Source organism: Helicobacter pylori, assembly GCA_008032935.1.
Lineage (GTDB): Bacteria > Campylobacterota > Campylobacteria > Campylobacterales > Helicobacteraceae > Helicobacter > Helicobacter pylori_CX.
This window is the reverse complement of the sequence record CP032039.1, coordinates 1,384,568-1,400,706: the sequence shown is the minus strand read 5'-3', so window position 1 is coordinate 1,400,706 and position 16,139 is coordinate 1,384,568. Positions and strand designations below refer to the sequence as shown.

At 38.7% G+C, this 16,139-nt stretch carries 16 protein-coding genes and 3 pseudogenes; 7 read left to right on the top strand and 12 right to left on the bottom strand.

What is annotated here, in order from left to right:
* Genes D2C78_06910 through D2C78_06885 form a run of 6 tightly spaced genes read left to right on the top strand, consistent with a single transcriptional unit; the run spans position 1 to position 4,042 of the window.
* Positions 1-315, top strand: a complete 315-nt coding sequence (locus D2C78_06910) for a hypothetical protein (GenBank protein ID QEF35596.1) — start codon at positions 1-3, stop codon at positions 313-315.
* On the top strand, positions 293-1,060 hold the full coding sequence (locus D2C78_06905) for an RNA polymerase sigma factor FliA (protein QEF35595.1): 768 nt from the start codon (positions 293-295) through the stop codon (positions 1,058-1,060). The genes D2C78_06910 and D2C78_06905 overlap by 23 nt, the downstream gene beginning before the upstream one ends.
* A complete protein-coding gene (gene fliM / locus D2C78_06900; protein ID QEF35594.1) occupies positions 1,053-2,117 on the top strand; it encodes a flagellar motor switch protein FliM in 1,065 nt (354 codons plus the stop codon). Before D2C78_06905 ends, fliM begins: the two co-directional genes overlap by 8 nt.
* Before the next feature lie 3 nt (positions 2,118-2,120).
* Positions 2,121-2,984, top strand: a complete 864-nt coding sequence (gene fliY / locus D2C78_06895; GenBank protein QEF35593.1) for a flagellar motor switch protein FliY — start codon at positions 2,121-2,123, stop codon at positions 2,982-2,984.
* Positions 2,985-3,011: 27 nt separating this feature from the next.
* Complete coding sequence (locus D2C78_06890) at positions 3,012-3,548, top strand: DUF386 family protein (protein ID QEF35592.1); 537 nt, start codon at positions 3,012-3,014, stop codon at positions 3,546-3,548.
* The gene (locus D2C78_06885; GenBank protein ID QEF35591.1) at positions 3,545-4,042 is read left to right on the top strand and encodes a DUF2147 domain-containing protein; all 498 of its coding nucleotides are present in this window, start codon (positions 3,545-3,547) and stop codon (positions 4,040-4,042) included. Before D2C78_06890 ends, D2C78_06885 begins: the two co-directional genes overlap by 4 nt.
* Positions 4,043-4,062: 20 nt before the next feature.
* Here the strand turns inward: D2C78_06885 and D2C78_06880 are convergent, their stop codons facing one another.
* The 4 genes from D2C78_06880 to D2C78_06865 all read right to left on the bottom strand — a co-directional run bounded on the left by D2C78_06880 (position 4,063) and on the right by D2C78_06865 (position 7,094).
* Positions 4,063-4,515 carry a transcriptional repressor gene (locus D2C78_06880; protein ID QEF35590.1) on the bottom strand — a complete coding sequence of 151 codons (453 nt, stop codon included), beginning with the start codon at positions 4,513-4,515 and terminating at the stop codon, positions 4,063-4,065.
* Positions 4,516-4,674: 159 nt separating this feature from the next.
* A complete protein-coding gene (locus tag D2C78_06875; protein QEF35589.1) occupies positions 4,675-5,850 on the bottom strand; it encodes an AAA family ATPase in 1,176 nt (391 codons plus the stop codon).
* Positions 5,847-6,218: a MerR family transcriptional regulator gene (locus D2C78_06870; protein QEF35588.1), complete on the bottom strand. Its 372-nt coding sequence runs from the start codon at positions 6,216-6,218 to the stop codon at positions 5,847-5,849. Before D2C78_06870 ends, D2C78_06875 begins: the two co-directional genes overlap by 4 nt.
* Positions 6,219-6,227: 9 nt before the next feature.
* On the bottom strand, positions 6,228-7,094 hold the full coding sequence (locus D2C78_06865; GenBank protein QEF35587.1) for a J domain-containing protein: 867 nt from the start codon (positions 7,092-7,094) through the stop codon (positions 6,228-6,230).
* Positions 7,095-7,261: 167 nt separating this feature from the next.
* Between D2C78_06865 and D2C78_06860 the strand changes: the two genes are divergently transcribed.
* A complete protein-coding gene (locus tag D2C78_06860) occupies positions 7,262-8,512 on the top strand; it encodes a hypothetical protein (GenBank protein QEF35586.1) in 1,251 nt (416 codons plus the stop codon).
* A gap of 107 nt (positions 8,513-8,619) precedes the next feature.
* On the opposite strand, the gene D2C78_06855 is transcribed toward D2C78_06860, so the two are convergent.
* The 8 genes and pseudogenes from D2C78_06855 to D2C78_06820 form a co-directional block, all read right to left on the bottom strand.
* Entirely contained in the window at positions 8,620-9,456 is an 837-nt protein-coding gene (locus D2C78_06855; GenBank protein ID QEF35585.1) for a 5'-3' exonuclease, read from the bottom strand.
* Positions 9,457-9,481: 25 nt separating this feature from the next.
* Positions 9,482-9,658: pseudogene (locus tag D2C78_06850) on the bottom strand (hypothetical protein).
* 53 nt (positions 9,659-9,711) lie between these two features.
* The gene (locus D2C78_06845) at positions 9,712-10,608 is read right to left on the bottom strand and encodes a response regulator (protein ID QEF35584.1); all 897 of its coding nucleotides are present in this window, start codon (positions 10,606-10,608) and stop codon (positions 9,712-9,714) included.
* Between the two features lie 31 nt (positions 10,609-10,639).
* Positions 10,640-11,859: pseudogene (locus D2C78_06840) on the bottom strand (bifunctional 2-C-methyl-D-erythritol 4-phosphate cytidylyltransferase/2-C-methyl-D-erythritol 2,4-cyclodiphosphate synthase).
* A gap of 21 nt (positions 11,860-11,880) precedes the next feature.
* Positions 11,881-13,311 (bottom strand): Do family serine endopeptidase, encoded by a 1,431-nt coding sequence (locus D2C78_06835; GenBank protein ID QEF35583.1) that lies wholly within the window; start codon positions 13,309-13,311, stop codon positions 11,881-11,883.
* Positions 13,312-13,355: 44 nt separating this feature from the next.
* On the bottom strand, positions 13,356-14,798 hold the full coding sequence (locus tag D2C78_06830) for an amino acid permease (GenBank protein QEF35582.1): 1,443 nt from the start codon (positions 14,796-14,798) through the stop codon (positions 13,356-13,358).
* 197 nt (positions 14,799-14,995) lie between these two features.
* Positions 14,996-15,597, bottom strand: a pseudogene (gene pgsA / locus D2C78_06825) (CDP-diacylglycerol--glycerol-3-phosphate 3-phosphatidyltransferase).
* On the bottom strand, positions 15,531-16,139 hold the full coding sequence (locus D2C78_06820; protein QEF35836.1) for a hypothetical protein: 609 nt from the start codon (positions 16,137-16,139) through the stop codon (positions 15,531-15,533). The pseudogene pgsA and the gene D2C78_06820 overlap by 67 nt, the downstream one beginning before the upstream one ends.

Here is a 16,139-nt window from a genome sequence, read left to right as displayed (position 1 = left end):
ATGAGAGTTCAAAATTTTATCCATTTTTCTGTTGTGGTAGGGTTTTTTTTAGGGTTAGTGTTTTCGGTGTTGAAATTCAATGAGCCAGAGAGCATTTTATTATGGACGGTGTTATCCACGCTTGGGGGATACTTGATCGCGTTGTTGTTTGCGTCTATTTTTATCGCTTGCACGGATTTAGATATTTGTCTTTTTGACAAAAAAGGCACTGAAGAGAGCTTGCTTCGTTTCAACCATGAGTTTAAGAACAGAGAAAAAGAAGTGGCTAGTATTTTAGAATACATTAGAAGTTATGATTTTGATGATGGAAAATAGAATGCCCAAAGGAATTCAAAAAACTGAAACCAGCGAAAAAAATATAGAAAAGGTTTTGAACGCCTATGATAAGCAACAACACCACCATCAAGACGATCTCGCTATCCAGTATTTACCGGCCGTGCGCGCGATGGCGTTTCGTTTAAAAGAGCGCTTGCCCAGCTCTATTGATTTTAACGATCTGGTTTCCATTGGCACTGAAGAATTGATTAAATTAGCCAGGCGTTATGAGAGCGCGTTAAACGATTCTTTTTGGGGGTATGCTAAAACTCGTGTCAATGGGGCGATGCTAGATTATTTGCGTTCTTTAGATGTGATTTCTCGCTCTAGCAGGAAACTCATTAAAAGCATTGATGCTGAAATTACCAAACACCTTAATGAGCATGGGAAAGAGCCTAGCGATGCGTATTTAGCAGAAGCTCTAGGAGAAAATATTGAAAAGATTAGAGAAGCTAAAACGGCTTCAGATATTTATGCGTTAGTGCCAATAGATGAGCAATTCAATGCGATTGAGCAAGATGAAATCACTAAAAAGATTGAAGCAGAAGAGCTGTTAGAGCATGTCCAAAAAGCGTTGAATCAAATGAGCGAACGAGAGCAAATCCTTATCCAGCTTTATTACTTTGAAGAGTTGAATTTGAGCGAGATCAAAGAGATTTTAGGCATTACTGAATCGCGCATTTCTCAAATCATTAAAGAAGTGATTAAAAAGGTGCGTAAATCCTTAGGAGTGGATCATGGCTGATATTTTAAGCCAAGAAGAAATTGATGCGCTTTTAGAAGTCGTTGATGAAAATGTGGATATTCAAAATGTCCAAAAAAAAGATATTATCCCGCAGCACAGCGTAACCCTCTATGATTTCAAACGCCCTAATCGTGTGAGTAAGGAGCAATTGCGTTCTTTTAGGAGTATCCATGACAAAATGGCTAGGAATCTTTCTAGTCAAGTCTCTTCTATCATGCGTTCTATTGTAGAGATCCAGCTCCACAGCGTGGATCAAATGACTTATGGTGAATTTTTGATGAGTTTGCCTAGCCCTACGAGTTTTAATGTCTTTTCCATGAAGCCTATGGGAGGAACGGGGGTTTTAGAAATCAATCCTAGCATCGCTTTCCCCATGATTGACAGACTATTAGGAGGTAAGGGGAGTGCGTATGATCAAAACAGGGAGTTTAGCGATATTGAATTGAATTTATTGGATACGATTTTACGCCAGGTGATGCAAATTTTAAAAGAAGTGTGGTCGCCCGTGGTGGAGATGTTTCCTACTATTGACGCTAAAGAATCCAGCGCGAATGTGGTCCAAATCGTCGCTCAAAATGAAATTTCTATCATGGTGGTTTTAGAGATTATCATCGGGCATAGTCGTGGGATGATGAACATTTGCTACCCGGTGATTTCCATTGAGAGCATTCTTTCTAAAATGGGGAGTAGGGATTTGATGCTTTCAGAAACGAACTCTAAAAAGAGCCGCAATAAGGAATTGCAAGCGCTATTGAGCGGGGTGAGCGTGGATATGATCGTGTTTTTGGGCGCGGTGGAATTGAGTTTGAAAGAAATGTTGGATTTAGATGTGGGGGATACTATCCGGTTGAACAAGATCGCTAATGATGAAGTGAGCGTGTATGTGCATAAAAAAAAGCGTTATTTAGCGAGCGTGGGGTTTCAAGGGTATAGGAAAACCATTCAAATTAAAGAAGTGGTCTATAGCGAAAAAGAACGCACTAAAGAAATTTTAGAAATGTTAGAAGAACAGCGCAGAGGCAAAGTGGGCGATATTATGAAGATAGAAGAAGAGTGAGAAATGCAAGATTTTATTAAAATTTTTATTCAAGAGATTGTCTCTACTTTAGAAGGGTTAGTGGGTAAGGCCCCGAGCGTGGGATTAGAAAAAGAAATTTCTAGTAGCGACGAATCTTTTTTGAAATTAATCAGCACGCCTTATGCAAGGGTTAAGATTAGCGCGATTGAAAAAGAAGAGAGCTCTATTGAATTACTGGCTCCGGTAGATTTAGTTACCGCTTTAAGCGATTTGATGCTAGGAGGTGAGGGGGCTAGCAAGGAAGAAATGGATAATGACGATTTAGACGCTTTTAAAGAAATGGCTTCTAATATTTTTGGCGCGATCGCTACGAGCTTGAAGTCTCAAGAATTGCTCCCCAAACTCAATTTCACTACCACGAACGCTGAAATCGCTAAAGAGCTTCCTAAAAAAGAAGATTACGCTAAAGCGATGGTGTTTTCTTTTAAAATGGAAGCCATCAAAGAAAGCCAAATCATTTTATTGACTACGGCGGCTTTTGAGGGCCAATTTGAAAAAACGCATAAAGAAGAAAAAGAAGAAACGACACAGAGCGCTACTGAAGAGATTAAAACCCATGATGCGTCTTTAGAAAACATAGAAATCCGCAATATCAGCATGCTTTTGGATGTGAAATTGAATGTTAAAGTGCGTATCGGGCAAAAAAAGATGATTTTAAAAGACGTGGTCTCTATGGATATAGGGAGCGTGGTAGAGTTGGATCAATTGGTGAATGACCCTTTGGAAATTCTTGTAGATGACAAGGTGATCGCTAAGGGCGAAGTGGTGATCGTGGATGGGAATTTTGGCATTCAGATCACAGATATTGGCACTAAAAAAGAACGCTTAGAACAATTGAAACATTAAATCTTTTTATCATAAAAGGAAAGGGATATGGCTATTTTTGGGGAATTAAGCTCGCTTGGGCATTTGTTTAAAAAAACGCAAGCGTTAGAAATTTTGCATGCGTATTTAAAAGAGGTCATGCAAAAGGGTAGTAAAGCGAATCAAAGGGTTTTAAACCTCGATCCTAATACGGAATTTCAAACGCCTTTAGGGCATGGCATCTTTAGCATAGAGCAGAGTTATTGTTTAGAGCATGCTAAAGAAAGCGAGAAAGGTTTTTTTGAAAGCCACCGACAATATGTGGATTTCCAGCTGATTATCAAAGGCGTTGAGGGGGCTAAGGTGGTGGGTATCAATCAAGCTGTCATTAAAACCCCTTACGATGAAAAAAGAGATTTGATCGTTTATGAGCCGGTTAGTGAAGCTTCTTTTTTGCGTTTGAATGCGGGCATGCTGGCTATTTTTTTTGAAAGCGATGTGCATGCGTTGAGATTCTATGGAGAGTCTTTTGAAAAATATAGGGAAGAGCTAATTTTTAAAGCGGTCGTTAAAGCGCCTAAAGGATTGATCAAATTAAAATTATGAAATTGGTGAGTCTTGTTATAGTTTTTTGTTGTTTTTTAGGGGCTGTAGAGTTGCCTGGAGTTTATCAAACTCAGGAATTTTTATACATGAAAAGCTCTTTTGTGGAGTTTTTTGAGCATAACGGGAAGTTCTATGCCTATGGTATTTCTGATGTGGATGGCTCTAAAGCCAAAAAAGACAAACTCAATCCTAACCCAAAGCTAAGGAATCGCAGCGATAAAGGCGTGGTGTTTTTAAGCGATTTGATTAAGGTTGGAAAACGATCTTATAAAGGCGGTAAAGCGTATAATTTTTATGACGGCAAGACCTACTATGTAAGGGTTACTCAAAATTCAAACGGGGATTTAGAATTCACTTCAAGCTATGATAAATGGGGGTATGTCGGCAAGACTTTCACTTGGAAACGCTTGAGCGATGAAGAAATCAAAAATCTAAAACTCAAGCGTTTTAACCTGGATGAAGTCCTTAAAACCATTAAAGATAGCCCTATCTAAGCTAGCTTTTTTAAAACCTTTTAACATTCACTCTCTTGGCATTCTTTACACCACACAAACATTTTCATGTCATGGCTAATCAGCTTGGCTTGATATTTTTTAACGACTTCATTCTGGCGGTTTTCAATTTCAGGGTCTGCAAATTCAATGATCTTACCGCAATGTAAACAAATGATGTGATCATGGTGTTCTTTAGCCGCAATTTCATAACGCCGGCCGCTTTTTGAAGTCTCTAAAACACAGATAAAATTTTCTTTTTCTAAGAAATTCAAAATGCGATAGACTGAAGAAATGCTGGTGTTTTTGTCCTTTTGGCGGATAGAATGCGTGATTTCTTCAGGGCTTAAGTGTGTGCCGCTGCGATACAAAACGCTTACCACTTCTTCTCTTTGTTTTGAATTTTTGAGTCCGTTTTTTTTGATAGACATCCTCAAGCGCTCTAAAATAGATTCTAAAGTTTCTAATCTTTTCATGCTGATATTTCCCTTATCCGTAAAATGATTTTTATAACTAGAATATTATTATACAATAATAATGCGATGAACCATAGATAAAACTCATTATTATTTTAATTTAATCAAAAAATATTGATTTTTTATTACCATTGTCGCATTTTAATGTAACTTATAAGATCAATTTCTTATCTTATCAAGCCATTCTAAAAGGGTTTTTTCAAACCCTATGCCTTGAGAAGAAACCAAATTGAGGGGTTTTTCTAAATAATCTTGTTTGACATAGCCGTTATAATCATGCGGGTAAAGGTAGTCTTTAGCGTTAGGCAGCAGGTGTTTAGGAATAGGGTAGAGTGAGCCTTTTTGAACGCAATCCAAAGCCTGATTGATCGCTCTATAAGCCGTGTTAGACTTGGGCGAACAAGCCAGATAAATCACGCATTGGCTTAAAATAATGCGCGCTTCAGGGTAGCCGATTTGTTTGACTGAAAACAAGCAAGAAGAGGCTAAATTAAGGGCGTTTGGGTTAGCGTTACCAATATCTTCGCTCGCAAAAATCACCAGCCTTCTGGCAATAAATTCTGGGTTTTCCCCGCCAGCAATCAAGCGTGCCAGATAATAAATGGAAGCGTTTTCATCGCTCCCTCTTAAAGATTTGATTAACGCGCTAGTGAGGTTATAATGCGTATCATCGCTATAAGATCCGTCATTTAGGCTATGGGGCCGTAAGGACTGCAAGGTTTTTAAAGTGATAGGATTTTCTATTTTAGCGCTCAAATCTAAGAGGTTTAATAACGCTCTAGCGTCGCCAGCGCTGTTGTTTAAAAGGTAGGTTTTAGCGTCAGGCTCTATTTGTTTTTTGAGTAATGTTAAAGCTTTAGCGCAAAGCTTGTCTAAATCGTTCTTTTTTAGGGGGGTTAATTCAAAAATAAAACTTCTTGAGCGGATCGCATGGCTTAGGCTGTAATTAGGATCTTGCGTGCTAGCCCCTAAGATTAAAGCGTGATCTTTTTCCATAATGGGGAGTAAAAATTCTTGTTGGGTTTTATTCAATCTGTGGGTTTCATCAATAAAAACAACGGGTTTTAAAAGGGCGTGTTGGTAATTTTTAAGCTTAAGGCGCAAATCCTCTAACTTAAAATCCGTCGCATTAAACAAAAGAATGGGGTGCTCTAGGGAGCGAGCGATGATTTGAGCCAGGCTTGTTTTACCCACGCCAGGAGGGCCATAGAAAAAAGCGTGGGGGAAGTGTTTGGATTGTAAGGCTTTAAATAAGGGGGCGTCTTTCCCTATTAAATGCTCTTGGCCTAAAAAATCTTCTAGGCTTGTGGGGTTTAAAAGTGCAGTCAGGCTCATTTTTTAAATAAAATCAATTCGTAAAAATTCGTAGGGGTGTTTAAATTTTTCGTTGGGGTTTTGGTGTTTTTAGAGTGTTTTTGCAGAGCGTCTTGCAATTCTTTATTGAGATTGTCTAATTCATCAAGCTTTTCTTTTAAACGCAAGATAATATCCACGCCCGCTAGATTAACCCCCATATCCCTTGTAAGGCGTAAAATCGTTTTGATTTTATCCATGTCTCGTTGGGAATACAAGCGCATTTTCCCATCAGTCCTGCTAGGCTCTATCAAACCCTCTTTTTCGTATTGGCGCAAGGTTTGAGGGTGCACGCCTAAGATTTTAGCCACAACGCTGATTAAATAAAGCGGTTCATCATAATCGCACACGATTCCTCCTTACAATTCTTTTTCTAATAACGCTTTTAACTCATTAGAAAGCGTTTCCGTTTTAGGCAAGATCAAACGAGCTTGCAAATACAAATCCCCCACATGCGAAGTTTTTCTGTTTTTGATCCCTTTTTCTTTAATGCGGAATTTTTGCATCGCTTTGGTGTTAGGGGGAATGGTTAGGGTTAAGGTTTTATGCCAAGTAGCGATTTCAATTTTCCCTCCAAAAAGAGCCGTTTTTAAGGGTAAATCAAAGATTTGGGTAATATCATCTTTCTCGCGCCTGTAAATTTCATCTTCTTCAATATGGATCTGCAAGAGCAAATCGCCCCTAGTCGTTCGCCCCATTTTCCCCTTGTTGCGAACCCTGATTTTTTCGCCCTCTTCCACGCCGATAGGGATTTTAAGGCTAAAGGTCTCATTATTGATGCTCACTTGTTTTTTATTGCCTAAAAGGGTGTCTAAAACAGAGACACTTAAAGTGGCGGTCATGTCTAAATTTTCAGGGGCGAAATTGGAAAAATTAAAGCCAGAAAAGCCTTGCGAGTTTTGAGAAAATCTTTGCGAAAAGCCTCCTCTCCCAAAAATAGAGCTTAAAATATCGTCTAAATCTTCACTAGTTCTGCGGCTTCTTGCAAAATCGCTGAAATTCTGCCCCCCAAACATGTTGTCGCCAAACTGATCGTATTGGCGGCGCTTTTCTTCGTCGCTTAAAATTTCATAAGCGGCGTTGATTTCTTTGAATTTTTCTTCGGCTTCTTTGGTTTTATTCAAATCCGGATGGTATTGCCTAGCTAAACGGCGGTAGGATTTTTTGATTTCATCTTGGCTAGCGTTTTCGCTCACGTTTAAAGTTTGGTATAAACTCTTACTCATGGATCACCTTTAAAATAGTTTTATTAGAATACTATCATAAATCTTTAGTGTTAGTCAATCAAGTTTATTGATAATGCTTTTAGGTGATGGAGATTTTAAACCCGTTTCAGCGCAATTAAAAGGAATTTTCATTAAAATACTAGGTTTAAATCCACGATGAGTTTTTAATGCAATATAAGAAAAATAAGAAAAGATATTATTATTTAGCGTTAGGGATCCTTTTTTTAAATGGTCTGTCTTTGAAAGCTTTAGAAATCGCCGTCAAACCTTTTGGCTATCTGGGGCTATTGTATAATCAAGGGGCGCAAAAAAACCCTCACAGCTATGTGGGGGCTTTAGCGCGTCTTGGGGTGGATTTTTCTTATAGCAATGGGTGGTCCTTTGGTATTGGGGCTATTGGGGCTTGGAATATTTATAACAAACAGCGTTTGGCTAACCTTTACATCAGTCTAGGGAATTTTTTTGGTAACCCTAACAACGTTAAGCCTTATTTGAGCGCTGGCGATGTTTCTGATGCGTATCTTCAATACACTAACCAGCGTTTTAAAATCGCTTTAGGGCGTTTCAATACCGATTTTGTGGATTTTGATTGGATAGGGGGTAATATTCAAGGGGTCTCTGTGGCTTTCAAGCAAAATTCCATGCGTTATTTTGGGATTTTTATGGATAGCATGCTTTATAATGGGCATCAAATCAATAAAGAGCAAGGGAATCGGATCGCTACTTCCCTAAACGCTCTAGCGTCTTATGATCCTGTGTCTAAACGCTTGTATGTGGGGGGGGAAGTGTTTGTTTTGGGCGCAGAATACAAAAATAAAAATTTGACATTCGTTCCCTTTATTTTAACGGACACCCGCTTGCCTTTGCCCACCCAAAATGTTTTAGTGCAAGTGGGGGGTAAGTTGGAGTATGACGCTTCTTTAGCTAAGGGTTTCACTTCGCGCACTCTAGTGCATGGCATGTATCAATACGGCAACACTGATGCGGCTACAAGCGCTAAAAATGCCGGTTTGTTTTTGATCGATCAAACTTTTAAATACCAAATTTTTAATTTTGGAACGGGTTTTTATATCGTTCCGGCAAGAAACAATAAGGGCTATCTATGGACTTTTAACGACAGGACTAAATTCTATGGCCGTGGGATCAACGCGCCCGGTGTGCCAGCGATTTATTTTGCAAATTCTAGCATTTCAGGCTATGTTTTTTTAGGGCTTAAGACTAAAAGGGTGCGTTTAGACGCGATGGTGGCTTTTGGGGATTACCAAGAATATTCTTTAATGAGCAGCTTTAGGGTTTGGACTTATAGGAGTTTGTCTTTTGATATGGGTGGGGGGTATGTGTATGCTTATAATTCTAAAGCCACGAGAAAAAGCCTTGGAAATAGTTCTTTTGTCTTTTTTGGGAAGTTTTTGTTTTAAAAAAATGCCGTTTTTACAATCAATAGTGAAGAGTTTGCAATAAAGTAAGCGATAATTTTTTGTTTTTAAAAATCAATATTAAAAGAAGTTTTTGTTTTAAAAATGTTTTAAGAAATTCTTTTGAAATCAGATTTTTGTGTTTTTTTAGGGAAAAAAGCTTTTTTAAACTCAGGCTCCCATAGTTTGATCACGCCATGGTGGGTCATCTGGTGCATATTGACTAAACGCATGTTTAAAAGAGCCTTTTCTTTAGCTTCGCTATCGCTCAAATCTTCTTTAATTTTGAACGCTTGAATGATCTGTTCCCACAGCTCATGCTCTTTAGCGTCTTCGTTTAAAAAATCTTTATAGTTGAAGCCGCCAATCCCTTTAACCCCTTTAATATTATCCCCCTTATCCCCCACAACGCACTGGTAATAAGCAAAAAAATGGGCTTCTTTTTGACTCACATTAAAAAAGGCGTTGGTTTTCAAGTTGAAATGAGAACCTCTATTGGAATATAAAATATCCTTATCCATGCTGGCTATCACATAATTGTTGGGGTCTTTTTTTTTATAAAATGAGATAATATCATCGGCTTCATATTCAAAACAATGTTCGCCCTGGATTTTAGCCCCTTTTTTTAGGGGGTATTTTTCCGCCAAAGCGATTTTTAGGGTTCTTAGAAGGGCTTTAAAATCTTCATCAAATTGGTGGCGTTTTTGTTTGTAATGATCGCACAGCTGGTAGCGGAAACTCTCTCTGCCCCTAGTGATAAAAAAGAGCGTTTTAGAGCAACGGGTCTTGCGCATGATAGATAAAATTTGAGTGGTAAGAAAGATTATGCCCACTTCTTGCAAGCTGTAAGCGGCGAATCTTTTAGGGAGCGTTTTATTAGAGAGCAAACGCCTAACAATATTAGGGATAACGCAATCAATGTCTAGTAAAAGAGTTCTTGGATGCATGAATCTTGTTTTGTTAAACGCTTGTCTAATGGTTAATCCTTAAGTTGAATTTCATTTTTTTAAAAGTTAAACTATTATAGTAAATATATAGCAAATAATAAGTTATTTTAATAATAATTAACTCTATTCTCATTCAATACGCTAAATTTTAAGAGATCACCGCTTGTTTTAGCTCTTTTGATTGTAAAAACGCTTTTGGCATTCTTGCATTTTATGATCAACGCCCCACAAAAAACAGGGCTTAAGGATTTTCTGTTATTTGCGCGGTAAGTTATATTTCCGGCGTTTTTCCCAAAGGCTTTTGCGGCTAATGCCAAGCTTGTTGGCTAATTCTGTATCGGTGCAAGTAGAAGAAAAATGCCTGATCGCTTCTTTTTCATATTCTTGAATGGAAAGGAAAGTCGTGTTATCGCTAAACAAAGATAGGGGTCTATTGCCGCATTCAATGCTCACAATTTTAGGGAATTCTAGGGGTTCTTTATGGGTATAGGACAAAACAATAGGGCATGAACGGGCCAATTCTAACAATTTCAATTGTTCATCTTTTTTAAGCTCTTCTAAATGCATGATGTAAAAAGGGCGTTCTAATTTGTCTTTATTCTTGTATAGTTCTTTCCAAGTGGTATCTTTTAGAGAGAAAAAAGAAAAATCCATTTGCCTTTCTTTAGCGTATTGCAATAAATAAGCGTTCGCAAGCTCTTGAGAGGGCGTGTGGATGATAAAGGGCGGCCGGTAAGAAAAATCTTTAGGCAAGGGCAATTCCGCATGGATAAAGTCTAAGTAATTTTCATAAAATCCTAGGCGAGCGGTCATTTCTTGGTAGGCTTTGTGGTATTGGATCTTACGCAACAATTCATCCATTTTAAAAGGTTTTAGAATATAATCTCTCGCTCCCGCTTGAATGGGTTTATTCACGCCATCTTCATTGACATGCGAAGCCATCATGATAATGATTTGCTTGGAATTATAACGCACAAAGTGTTCGCAACGCCCTTGAGTGCAAACTTTAGAAGAAACCAAAATCACATCATAAGGCTCTTTATTTTCTTCTGAAATGCTAGAGATGATCTCGCAAAAATGCCCTAAATCATGCAAATTATGCGAAATACTCCTAGCTAGCGCTAAATCGTCTTCAATGATTAAGATTTTCATCAATTCTCCCTTTTATCACATTTTATCACATTTAAAGTTTTTGTTTATAACGCATGCTCACATGCGCTTGGACTAACAGCCCTTCTTGTTGGCCAATGAACCCCATTTTTTCCATTGTGGTGGCTTTCAAGCTGATTTGAGATTTTTCTAAACCTAAAAGTTGGCTCAAATTCTCTAAAATCGCCGGTTTGTAAGGAGTGATTTTAGGGATTTCGCTAAAGATAGTCGCCCCCATTTCAAACAATTCAAACCCAATGCTTTGAGAAAAATCCAACACGATTTTTAAAAGCTCTTTAGAAGAGGCGTTTTTGTATTTGGGGTCATTATCAGGGAACCATTCGCCAATATCCCCCCTTTAATCGCTCCTAAAATCGCATCAATAACTGCATGCAACAAAGCATCGCCATCGCTGTGAGCCTTTAACCCAAACTCGCAATCCAAAACAACTCCCCCTAAAACCATAGGCTTATTTTTAACAAACGCATGCGTATCAAAGCCCATGCCTATAAAAGTGTCTTTTGCTGGGTTAAAAAAAGGCGTAAAAAACTTTAAATCGTCGCTCGTGGTGAGTTTGTGCAAATCCTTACTGCCTTCAATATAGCTCACCAAATCAGGGAAAGCTTGTAAAATCGCGCTGCTTTCATCTTTAAAATCCCCTTGATTTAGGGCTGATTGGAGCGTTTTGGTGTGGCTTAATTGCGGGGTTTGAATGAGTTTGATCGCTTCTCTATCTAAAGCCTCGTTATAATAGATCGCCGTGTCATAGCAAGGCAAGTAAGGAGCGATGCAATAATGGCTCGTTTGTTGGAGGGTTAAAAACAAACTTTTGAGCGCTTCAATATTGGCTAAACCCCTAGCCACATCGCTGGTGAGCGTGTAAGCGCTATTAATTACTTTTAAAGCGTTACGCACGGATTCTTGCCTTGATGCCCCGCCTTTTACAAGCTTGATTTTGGGGTAATGGCGTTGGATATAAACATAATCCAATCCGCTTACGACTAAAAGGATTTCTTTAAAGTCTAGGGCTTCTTTAAAGCTTTCATAAACGCTGAGCCATAAGGGGGTATGATTAGAGCGCAACCATTGTTTTTTGATGGTTTGAGAAAAACGCTTAGACTCCCCAGCGGCCAATAAAACAACGCTCGTTTGTTTAACAAGAATCTCTAGCGTTTCTTTAGTTTCAAAAGGGTCTTCTTCCAAACTTTCTAAAGAGAGTTTAAAAGCTTCCCCATTCACTCTAATCAAAGACATGCGACCAACAACCCACCTCTATCATTTCACCAAAATGATCCTATAACCTTGATTCAAATCTAAAACTAAGAATCGTTTGGGTTTGCCTTTATACTTTTCTAAAGCATGGTTAAAATCCGCAACGCTTTTAACTTCAACCTCTTCAATTTTTGTGATAATGTTGCCTTGCCTAAAGCCGGCTTGTTCTGCTGGAGAATTTTCATTCACTTGAGAGACTAAAACCCCTTGAACATCATCGCTCAAACGCATAGACCTTTTGGTTTTTTGAGTTAAATCTTCTACTTGAAGCCCGTTCAATTGGCCTTGCGCGCCGTTTTGAGCAGAAATGGTTTCTTTTTTGTTGGGGTTTTTCCTTTCAGCAAGAGTGAGGGTGAAGGCGCGTTCTTTTTTATCTCTAACGACTTTTAAGGTTACTCTTTGATTGGGCAACATAGAGCCGATTAGGTTTCTCAATTCGTTCGTGTTTTTAACTTTTTTGCCATTGACTTCGGTGATCAAATCCCACACCAAAATCCCTGCTTTTTTAGCCGGAGAGTCTTTTTCTACGCTAATGACCACCGCCCCTTCTTTATTGTCATAAGAATTTTGCAAATCGCTGCTCAAATCTTGCAAGCCCACGCCCAAGTAACCTCTCTCAATCTTACCGGTTTTGATGAGTTGGGTTACAATATCTTTAACCATGTTAGAAGGGATGGCAAAGCCAATGCCGTGGTTGCCCCCAGTTTTAGAGATAATAGCGGTATTGATCCCCACTAACCCTCCACGGCTATCAATCAAAGCGCCGCCGGAATTTCCAGGATTGATAGAAGCGTCTGTTTGAATGAAATTTTCATAGCTGTTGATCCCAATCCCGCTTTTATTGAGCGCTGAAACAATGCCTTGCGTAACGCTTTCGCCCACGCCAAAAGGGTTACCAATCGCAAAAACCAAATCGCCCACTAAAATATCATTAGAATCAGAGAATTTGATCGTGGGCAGGTTGTCTTTAGTGATGCGAATCACGGCCAAATCGCTTTCAGAATCCGTGCCTACTAAAGTGGCGGAATATTCTTTATTGCTCCCTGGAATAGTAACTTTAATCTTATCCGCGCCATCAATCACATGGTTATTCGTCACAATATAGCCATCTTTAGAAATGATGACGCCACTGCCTAAAGCCCTTTCCATTCTTTCTTTAGGGATCATGCCGCCCAAATCCCCAAAAAATTGTTGGAAAAAGGGGTCATTAAACACACCGCCACCTATAAAATTGTTTTTAATCTTCTTTTCAGTAGAGATATTCACCACCGCCTTAATAGAATCCTTAATAGAATCGTGGTAAGAATAGATCGTATCGTCTTTAGAAGGGACGCTTATGCGCTCTTTCACTTTGGGCATGCTTTGGATTTGGATATTGCCCGCATTCAAGCTTAACGCTAAAGCCAAAGAGATAAAAAGGGTTTTTTTCATCATGGTTACTTCCTTAAAATTTGCTAAACTTCAAAATTAAAAAAAGATTATATCAAATCTTTTTTGTTATTTTCATTAGCTTTTTGTGTAAAATAGTATCCAATGTAACACACAACAGCAAAAACAATCGTCAAAATCATCCCGATGCGTTGATCCTTATCCATAGCCGAACCGATCACGCCGATAATACACCCCGTGATCCCTATGAGTTGCAAAAAGGGCAGGAAAGGGGCTTTATAGGGCAAATCTTCTAAAGAATGCCCGGCTTTTAAGTATTGCTTGCGGAAAGAATATTGCGAAACGGACACGCTAACCCACACGATAATCACCGTGAAACTGATCACATTAATCAAAGCTTCCACGACATTTTCTTTGGCATAAATTTGGACTAAAAGCCCTATGAGAGAAAAAGAAAGGGAAAAAAACATTGCATAAGTGGGCGTGCCTTGTCGGTTGAGTTGGGAAAAAACTTTAAAAAACATCTTTTGTTTGGACAGCCCATAAATCATGCGGCTCGCTCCATAAAGCCCTGAATTAGCGGTAGAAAACATCGCCGTAATGATAACAGCGTTCATTATATCAGCCACATAAGGGATACCCATGCCAATAAAGGGCAAGTTGATGCGCTCTAAAACGCTCACAAAAGGGCTTTGCGCGATAGAAGAATCATTCATGGGTAAAAAAACAGAAATGACAAACACAGAGCCTAAAAAGAAAAAGACAATCCGCCACAAGGTCGCCTTAATCGCTTTGGGCATCACTTCGCTAGCGTTTTTAGTCTCTCCTACAGCCACCCCAATCACCTCTGTGCCAGTGAATGCAAAAATGACAGCGAGCATCGCGCTAAAAACCGCTGCGCTCCCGTTAGGGAAAAGCCCTTTGTCGCCAAAATGGAAATTATCAAAAATAGAACTAAACCCATGCAAATAGATTTGATAAATGATCCCAATTACGCCAATGCTTATAAAAGCGATCACCGCTAAAACTTTAATCAGGCTAAAGAAAAACTCGCCCTCGGCAAAAATTTTAACCGAAAAAAAGTTTAATAAAAAAACTAACGCAATGCATAAAATAACCCAATAATGGATAGGAATATTTACAAACCAGCGTTGCATGAGCATGCCTATAGCGATGTATTCTAACGCAACCGTGATCACCCAGCCAAGCCAATACATCCAAAAAACCATATAGCCCGTGCCAGGGCCTATGAATTTAGCCGCATAATCCCCAAAACTGCCCGTAGTGGGATAAACGCTAGCCAATTCGCCTAAAGAGAGCATGATGCAATAAACCACAAGCCCTCCAAAACCATAAGCGATCAAGGTCCCTAAAGGGCCAGCGCTCGCAATATTACCCCCAGTGCCTACAAAAAGCCCTGTGCCAATCGCTCCTCCAAATGCAATCATTAAGAGATGGCGCATTTTCATGTCTCTTTTAAGCTCGCCTTGTTTTTGCATGGTATTTTGATGCGTTATCTTTTGATTGTCCATGCGACACCTCCTTAGATTGAAAATAAAAATAGCTTGAATTATAACAAAAATAAAATAAAATGATTTTTTTTAATTGAATATTGAAAATAAAATTTTAAAAAAACGAAAGAATGCTAAAGTTAATGTTTATCAATATTTGATGAGAGCGGATTTTTAAGGTATTTTCTTAAAGAACGCTAAAAACTTCTTCTAAAACATTAAGATTTATAATATTTAATCGTGTAATCTATCCCCGAATAAAGGGTTAAAAAAACCGCTATAGCCACAAGCACATAAGAGTAAGTTAAATTGGCTAATAAAGCGCCAATCGCCACGACTTGAGAAACGGTTTTATATTTGCCTAGTGCATTGACAGGAATATCCTTTTTTTCATTAGCGGCTAAGACTCTAAGCCCTGAAATAAAAAATTCGCGCCCTAAAATCACAAACGGGACCCACGCATTCACACGATCCAAATAAACTAACCCTAAAAACGCGCTCAAAATAAGGATTTTATCCGCCAAAGGGTCAAAGATTTCCCCAAAGCGTGATTTGGCTTTATAGCTTCTGGCGATGTAACCGTCCAATAAATCCGTGAGCGCAGCAAACAAAAAACCGATGAAGAGATCATGTTGATGTGAAAGGGGGTTAAAAAACTAAAATAAGTGCGCGTGTTTAACAATAAAAACAATAAAAATAAGGATAAGACAATGCGTAAAATCGTTAAAAAATTAGGCAAGAGTTTTAAAACTTTCATGCTTTCAAAAAGACTTGTGAAAAATTCAAAAACGCGCGCCCTAAAAAACTGAGCGCCACACACATTAAAATCACAGCGATCGTTAAAAAAATGATAACTAACGCTTGCGCTAAAACCCCTAAAAGAGCCAGCATGAAACTAAAAAGCAATAACCTAAAACCGCTTAAAAAAAATCTTTCTTGCGTGTAAAGGCTCAATTCTCTATAGAGTTTGTGCAGATAAAAAATAGAAACACCATTACCGATTAGTGAAAGGGCGTTACTGGCGTTAGGGACAAGATAGCTTAAAATAGCGCATAAAATCACCGCCAAAAAACTGAAAGCGAAATTTTCAAAAAACCCTAAATGGTGCGTGATTTTAGAAAGCCTGTAAAAACCAATCGCCCCCACAATAAACCCGATCGCGCATAAAAAAAGAGATAGTAAGATGATATAAGCCGATTGACTATTAAAGAGATTAGAAACTTGGAGCGGTTTCGCTCCGCTTAAAGCGATAGAAAAAACCAAAAGAACAGCCCCACACAAAGGGGCGAAAAAATAGCCCAACAAGCATTTTTTAATGAATTGCAACTCTTTGTTTTGGTGGATATGGATAATGTTTTTCAA